Genomic DNA, 6,188 nt, shown 5'->3' with positions numbered 1-6,188 from the left:
AGCGCCGCGGCGTACTCGTTGCCCTCATCGCGCAGCGGATCGAATCCCGCGGTGAGCACCAGAGCCGGCGCGAGCCCGGAGAGATCGGCCGTCTTCAGCGGCGACACCCACGCCTCGTCCGGGGCAATATCAGTGCCGCCCAGATACAACTCCGTGAACCATTCCCGGTCTCGTTTGGACAGAAAAAACCCATCGGAGAACAGCTTTCGTGACTGGGTCTCTTCGGACAGGTCAATGACCGGATACATCAGTACCTGCAGCACCGGCTGCGGAATCCCCTCGTCGCGGCTGAGCAGCGCGACCAACGCCGCCAGGTTTCCACCCGCGCTATCGCCGCCAACGCCGATTCGGGACGGATCGGCGCCCAGTTCGGCGGCGTGCCCGAGTGCCCATCGATACGCCGCGAAGCAATCGTGGGCCGCGGCTGGCGCCTTGTGTTCCGGCGCCAACCGGTAGTCGACCGATAGCACATGTAGGGCCGCGTCGCGGCAGATCATCCGGCAGAGCCCGTCGTGGGATTCGATATCCCCCACCACAAAGCCGCCGCCATGGAAGAACACCAGCATCGGAGCCACCCCCTCGACTGCTGGCCGGTAGTGCCGTGTCCGGAGCGGCGTTTCGGGACCAGGGATAGTGAAATCCCGTATTGCGACGTCGATGTCGGGAGCCATCAGCACGTGCGAGCTACGCATCATCGCGCGGGCGACTTCCGGATCGCCGGAAGCCGATAGGCCCCCGGTGCGGGTGCGTCGTTGGCCGGCCATCATCAATTGGAGCGTCGGGTCAAGAGTGTTGCCGTCGACGGTGATCCTGCCGCCGCCGGCGAGCAGGCGCTTCAACCACGGCGGAAGCCAGGGCACGACCCTCACGCCGACGCGCAGCGCAGCGTTGGTCACGGTAAGAGGCCGAGCCTTGGGTTGCCTTTTTGTCACGCCTTTCCTCCGCGGCAGGCGGGGCTATCGGCCGTCACCGAATGGGGACATCCGTCGGGCTGGGCGCTCATCCGTGTCGACCATTTGCCCGCCGAGTACGGACCCGGCTGGCCGCTCTTCTCGTAAAAGCCCTGCGGATCATAGATTTTGGCGCTCGGGTACGGCCATGGGCAGATCACCGGCGTGGCCACCCCCGACCACCGAGTGATCGCGGTATAAGCCAGTCCGTAAATCATGAAAGCGACGTTGACGACGACGAGCTCACCGCAAACGAACCCAACGCCGGCCGCCGCGATAGGAGTTGACGCTCGGAGCGCGGCCTGTGACCTGTTCGGTTGTCATTGGGCGCTCCTCTGCGCGCTGAACCAATTCGGCGTAGACCAAATCTTTGTTCAGAGGCTAACGGCGGCCGCCCGCAACGTCAATGAGGTTCCGGGGACCCAGCCGAACTCACCGTCGCGGGCGGGTGCACGACCCTTACCGGGCGCACCCGCAAACAGGTCGCGCCGAGCGTGCACTCCACGGCGATAAATCGGCGAAATATTCGCCGTGAGAACACGTTCGGCGCGCTAGGGCGAGGAACTAACGGCACGCTCGACAAATCAACGGGCAGTTAGGCGGCCACGTTGTCGTCGGCACGGCTGGCCACGGCCGCCCGCTTCCCGCGCCGCCAACCGCGCACCGCGGCGATCGCGGACTTCAGGCCGCGGCGGCGGCCGGTCGCCGGATCGGTGCCCAAAAAGCCGGGCTCGAGCTCGGCGAACATCCGCTCACTGCGGGTCTCCGGCGCGTTGTCGGCGTCGTCACGCAGGTACTTGTTCGGCAGCGAGAGCTTGGCCAGCGTGCGCCACGTCTTCGCGTACTGAAACAGGAAAGATCCTGTGGTGTATGGCAAGTCGTACTTGTCGCAGACCTGGCGCACCCGCACCGAGATCTCATGCAGCCGGTTGCTCGGCAGGTCCGGGTACAGGTGGTGTTCGATCTGGTGGCACAGGTTGCCGCTCATGAAGCGCAGCGCCGGGCCGGCCTCGAAGTTCGCGCTGCCCAGCATCTGACGCAGGTACCACTGCCCCTTTGTCTCGCCGATCATGTCGGTCTTGGTGAATTTCTCTGCGCCGTCGGGGAAATGGCCACAGAAGATCACCGCGTTGGCCCACACGTTGCGAATCACGTTGGCAAGCGCGTTGGCTTTCAACGTGGACATGTACGTCGCGCCGGGCGACACCGACGTCAGCGCCGGGAACGCGACGTAGTCCTTGAGCACCTGGCGCCCGGCCTTGGCCAAGAACTCGTCGACGCGTTGCCGGGCTTCGTCGTTGTCCATGCGCCGCTTGGCGATCTTGCCGAGCTCCACATGCTGCAGCCCGACCCCCCACTCGAAGAGCAGCGCGAGCATGGTGTTGTACACCAGGTTCAGGATGTTGAAGCGCTTCCATTTCTGGTCGCGGGTCACGCGCAGCAGGCCGTAGCCGACGTCGTCGTCCATCCCGAGAATGTTGGTGTATTTGTGGTGCACGAAGTTGTGGGTGTAGCGCCAGTGCTTGGACGACCCGCTCATGTCCCACTCCCACGTCGAGGAGTGGATCTCGGGGTCGTTCATCCAGTCCCACTGGCCGTGCATGACGTTGTGGCCGATCTCCATGTTCTCGACGATCTTGGCCACGCCCAGTGTCACCGTCCCCGCCCACCAGGCCGAACGCCGCGAGCTGGCGGCCAGCAGCAGCCGGCCGGTCACCTCCAGCGCGCGCTGGGCCGCGATGGTGCGGCGGATGTAGCGCGCGTCCCGCTCGCCGCGTGAGTCTTCCACGTCCTGGCGGATGGCATCGAGCTCGACGGCCAGGCTTTCGATATCGGCGTCCGTCAGATGGGCGAATACGTCGACGTCTGTGATCGCCATCGTCGTCATCTCCCTGCGGTCGATTGATTGGTCTTAACGTTCCGGACCTACGCTATCGTAACCTACGAATCCGTAGGTTACCAGTGAGTAGCATTTAAATGTCGAGCACGCAATCGCCAGACGCGGCGGACACGCAGGTCTGCACCCGGGTTCCCGGGTCGTGCTCCTGGCCGGTCCGCAGATCGCGGACGTGACCCTCGACCAGGTTCACCACACACGACTGACAGATCCCCATGCGGCAGCCGAAGGGCATCTGCACCCCGGCGCCCTCGCCCGCATCCATCAACGACGTCGCCGCGTCGGCAGCTACGGTGCGTCCACTCTGGGCGAAGGTAACCGTTCCCCCGGCGCCGCTGGGTGCGGCCCTGGACACCGCGAAACGCTCGAGGTGCAAGCGCTCACCGATGCCCGCCGCCGACCATACCCGCTCGGCCTCGGCGAGCATGCCTTCCGGCCCGCAGGCCCAGGTCTGGCGGTCGCGCCAGTCCGGCACCTCTTGGTCGAGCACGGAGAGGTCGAGCCTGCCTTGCGTGCGCGTCTGGCGCAGCTGCATCCGGTAACCGGGGTGCTCGGTGGTCAGCGCGGCCAGCTCGGCGCGAAACATCACGTCGGATTCGGTGGGAGCCGAGTGCAGGTGGACGATGTCACCGATTTGGTTGCGGCGCACCAGGGTTCGCAACATCGACATGACCGGCGTGATGCCGGAGCCGGCGGTGAGGAACAGGATCGATGCGGGCGCCGGGTCGGGCAGCACGAAATTGCCCTGCGGCGCGGCAAGCCGCACGATGGTTCCGGGCTCGACGCCGGCCACCAGGTGCGACGACAGGAACCCCTCGGGCATCGCCTTCACGGTGATGGTCACGGTGCGCGCCGGACCCGACCCCGGGTGCGGGCGCTTGGCGGCCGGGGCCGACGTGAGTGAATACGACCGCCAGCGCCAGCGCCCGTCCATCAGCAGTCCGATACCGATGTACTGACCGGGCTGGTAGTCGAAGTTGAAGCCCCAGCCCGGCTTGATGACCAGGGTCGCGGAATCCTCCGTCTCGCGGCGCACCTGCAGGACCCGGCCCCGCACTTCGCGCGCCGACCAGAGCGGATTGGCCAGATGCAGATAGTCATCGGGCAACAGCGGCGTCGTGATGCGCGCGGCGAGCTTGCGCAGCGCATGCCAGCCGGGGTGCCGGTCCGCGCCGGCGACAACAGGTCGCGTGGTGTCGACGACGTTGCCCGTGATCGATGGGTTACGTCTGCCCAGGGGAAGCTCCTGCTCACTACGCGGCGTCTGACCGACGCTCACCATTGTGACGGAATCTGTGCGCTTCACGAAACCTACGGTACCGTAACCTACGGTGTCGTAGCCAGCGCCGACCGCGTGGATCGCCTCACATCGGCGTCACATCAGCTCCAGCAGGAATGGCAGCTCCTGGTTGGCGTACCAGGCCAGATCGTGGTCTTGCGCATCGCCGACGATCAAATCGGCGTCCTCATCGCCCAGGTCGGCGGCGTCGACGGCCTCGATGGCCTTCGCCACCGCGGGCTCGGCCCCGGCGTTGTCGACGTACGCGGCGATCACGTCGTCGATCGGCACCGGCCCTGACAGCCGCACCACCGCGTCGTCGAGGTCGGGGCGGTATGTGACGTCCTCGACCTCGGCGGCCAGCACCGCGCGCCGGGGCCGCAGCGACTCCGATGACGCTCCGGTCCCTTCCGCTGCTTCCGCCTCCCCGGCGGCCAGCAGCCGCAGCGACGCCAGCGCCGCCTCGCGAAGCGCCACGTCGGCGAGCTCGTCGTCGTCGCCCTCGGCGTAGGCCTCGCGCAACCTCGGCGTCAGCGCGAACGCGGTGCCGTTGACCGGTCGCAGCGAGCCGTCGGCGACGAGCTGCGCCAACATGGGCAGCGTGGCGGGGATATAGACGACCACCATGGTCAGATCAGCGTGGCCGCGTAGTCGTCGACGTAGGTCGACAGCTCGCGCGGCGGGCGCTGGTAGTTACCGCTGACGACGGGACGCTCGGGCAGCTTGACCTTGGGCGTCTCGACGTCGTGGTAAGGGACGGTGGACAACAGATGGGACATCATGTTCAGGCGCGCATGTTTCTTGATGTCGGATTCCACGACATACCACGGACTTTCCGGGGTATCGGTGTGCACCATCATCTCGTCCTTGGCTCGTGAATAGTCCTCCCACCGGTATACCGATTCGAGGTCGATCGGGGACAGCTTCCATCGCCGGACCGGGTCGTTCAGCCGCGCTTTGAAGCGGCGCAGCTGCTCGGCCTCCGAGACCGAGAACCAGTACTTGCGCAGCAGTATCCCGTCGTCGATCAGCATCTGCTCGAAGATCGGCGTCTGACGCATGAACAGCGCATGCTCCTGCGGTGTGCAGAAACCCATGACCTTCTCGATGCCCGCCCGGTTGTACCAGGACCGGTCGAACAGCACGATCTCGCCCTTGGTGGGCAAGTGGGCGATGTAGCGCTGGTAATACCACTGGCCGCGTTCGCGATCCGACGGCGCCGGCAGGGCGGCGACGTGTGCGATTCGGGGGCTGAGGTATTCGGTAATCCGTTTGATGGCGCCGCCCTTGCCCGCGGCGTCACGGCCCTCGAACAACACCACCAACCGCGTCCCGGATTGCCGCACCCACTCCTGCAGTTTCACCAATTCCGTTTGTAGCCGGAACAATTCGGCTTCGTAGACGTCGTCTGAGATCTTCGGCACGGCCTGGGAAGCCGACTTCTTCTTGTTCGGCGCGCCATCACTTTTCGCGGTGCTCACAGCAACGAATGATAGCCTCACGCAGGGGTTTTCACCGCCGACTAGGATCGGGACGCCTCGAGTAGTTCTTCGAGCGCTTGGTTCAGCAGCCCGGGCAGCAGGTCGACATCGCTCATCGCTTCGCGGTCGGCGTTGATTCCGTAGTACAGCTCGCCGTTGTACGACGTCACGCCGATGGCCAGCGCCTGGTTGTGCAGCAGCGGCGGCACCGCGTAGGTCTCCAGCAATTTGGTGCCGGCGATGTACATCTGCGACTGGGCGCCGGGCGCGTTGGTGATCAACAGGTTGAACGTGCGCTTGGAGAAGCTCGGGAAACTGGTCGCCACCCGGATGCCCATGGCGTGCAGCGTCGGTGGGGCGAAACCCGACAGGGTGACGATGGTCCTCGCGTCCACCAGCTGAGCGGCCGTCGGGTTTGCCTCGGTCGCGTGCGCGATCTGCGACAGCCGCACCACGGCGTTGGGCTCACCCACCGGCAGGTCGACGAGGAACGGCATCACCTGGCTGATCGCCTGACCGGGACCGCTCGCGTCGAGGTCGCCGTCGTCGTAGACCGGCAGCGGCGCCATCGCCCGCACCGT

General features: G+C 65.9%; 7 protein-coding genes. All 7 read right to left on the bottom strand.

Translation table 11 applies throughout. The features are described 5' to 3' along the window. Positions 1-896: alpha/beta hydrolase (locus A5652_RS03000; protein ID WP_067346476.1), on the bottom strand; the 896-nt coding region annotated here is incomplete at its 3' end. A gap of 32 nt (positions 897-928) precedes the next feature. Further along, positions 929-1,168, bottom strand: a complete 240-nt coding sequence (locus A5652_RS27380) for a hypothetical protein (protein ID WP_156745124.1) — start codon at positions 1,166-1,168, stop codon at positions 929-931. Positions 1,169-1,545: 377 nt separating this feature from the next. Further along, the gene (locus A5652_RS02995) at positions 1,546-2,829 is read right to left on the bottom strand and encodes a fatty acid desaturase (RefSeq protein ID WP_067346478.1); all 1,284 of its coding nucleotides are present in this window, start codon (positions 2,827-2,829) and stop codon (positions 1,546-1,548) included. A 94-nt stretch (positions 2,830-2,923) separates the two neighbouring features. Further along, positions 2,924-4,126, bottom strand: a complete 1,203-nt coding sequence (locus A5652_RS02990) for a ferredoxin reductase (protein ID WP_369805735.1) — start codon at positions 4,124-4,126, stop codon at positions 2,924-2,926. A gap of 96 nt (positions 4,127-4,222) precedes the next feature. Beyond that, a complete protein-coding gene (locus A5652_RS02985; RefSeq protein ID WP_067346474.1) occupies positions 4,223-4,753 on the bottom strand; it encodes a hypothetical protein in 531 nt (176 codons plus the stop codon). Positions 4,754-4,755: 2 nt separating this feature from the next. Next, positions 4,756-5,607, bottom strand: coding sequence for a polyphosphate kinase 2 (gene ppk2, locus A5652_RS02980; protein WP_067346473.1), 852 nt, complete (start codon positions 5,605-5,607; stop codon positions 4,756-4,758). 41 nt (positions 5,608-5,648) lie between these two features. Beyond that, positions 5,649-6,188 (bottom strand): WS/DGAT domain-containing protein (locus tag A5652_RS02975; RefSeq protein WP_156745122.1); only part of this gene is annotated, 540 nt, incomplete at its 5' end.

This window comes from Mycobacterium sp. 1165178.9 (assembly GCF_001673555.1).
GTDB lineage: Bacteria > Actinomycetota > Actinomycetes > Mycobacteriales > Mycobacteriaceae > Mycobacterium.
The sequence above is the reverse complement of the archived record's forward strand: the minus strand, read 5'-3'. Positions and strand labels throughout refer to the sequence as shown.

Coding starts and splice junctions, on each gene's coding strand:
- A5652_RS02985 (WP_067346474.1), bottom strand. CDS start 4,753: ATGGTGGTCGTCTATATCCCCGCCACGCTGCCCATGTTGGCGCAGCTC.
- A5652_RS27380 (WP_156745124.1), bottom strand. CDS start 1,168: ATGATTTACGGACTGGCTTATACCGCGATCACTCGGTGGTCGGGGGTG.
- A5652_RS02995 (WP_067346478.1), bottom strand. CDS start 2,829: ATGGCGATCACAGACGTCGACGTATTCGCCCATCTGACGGACGCCGAT.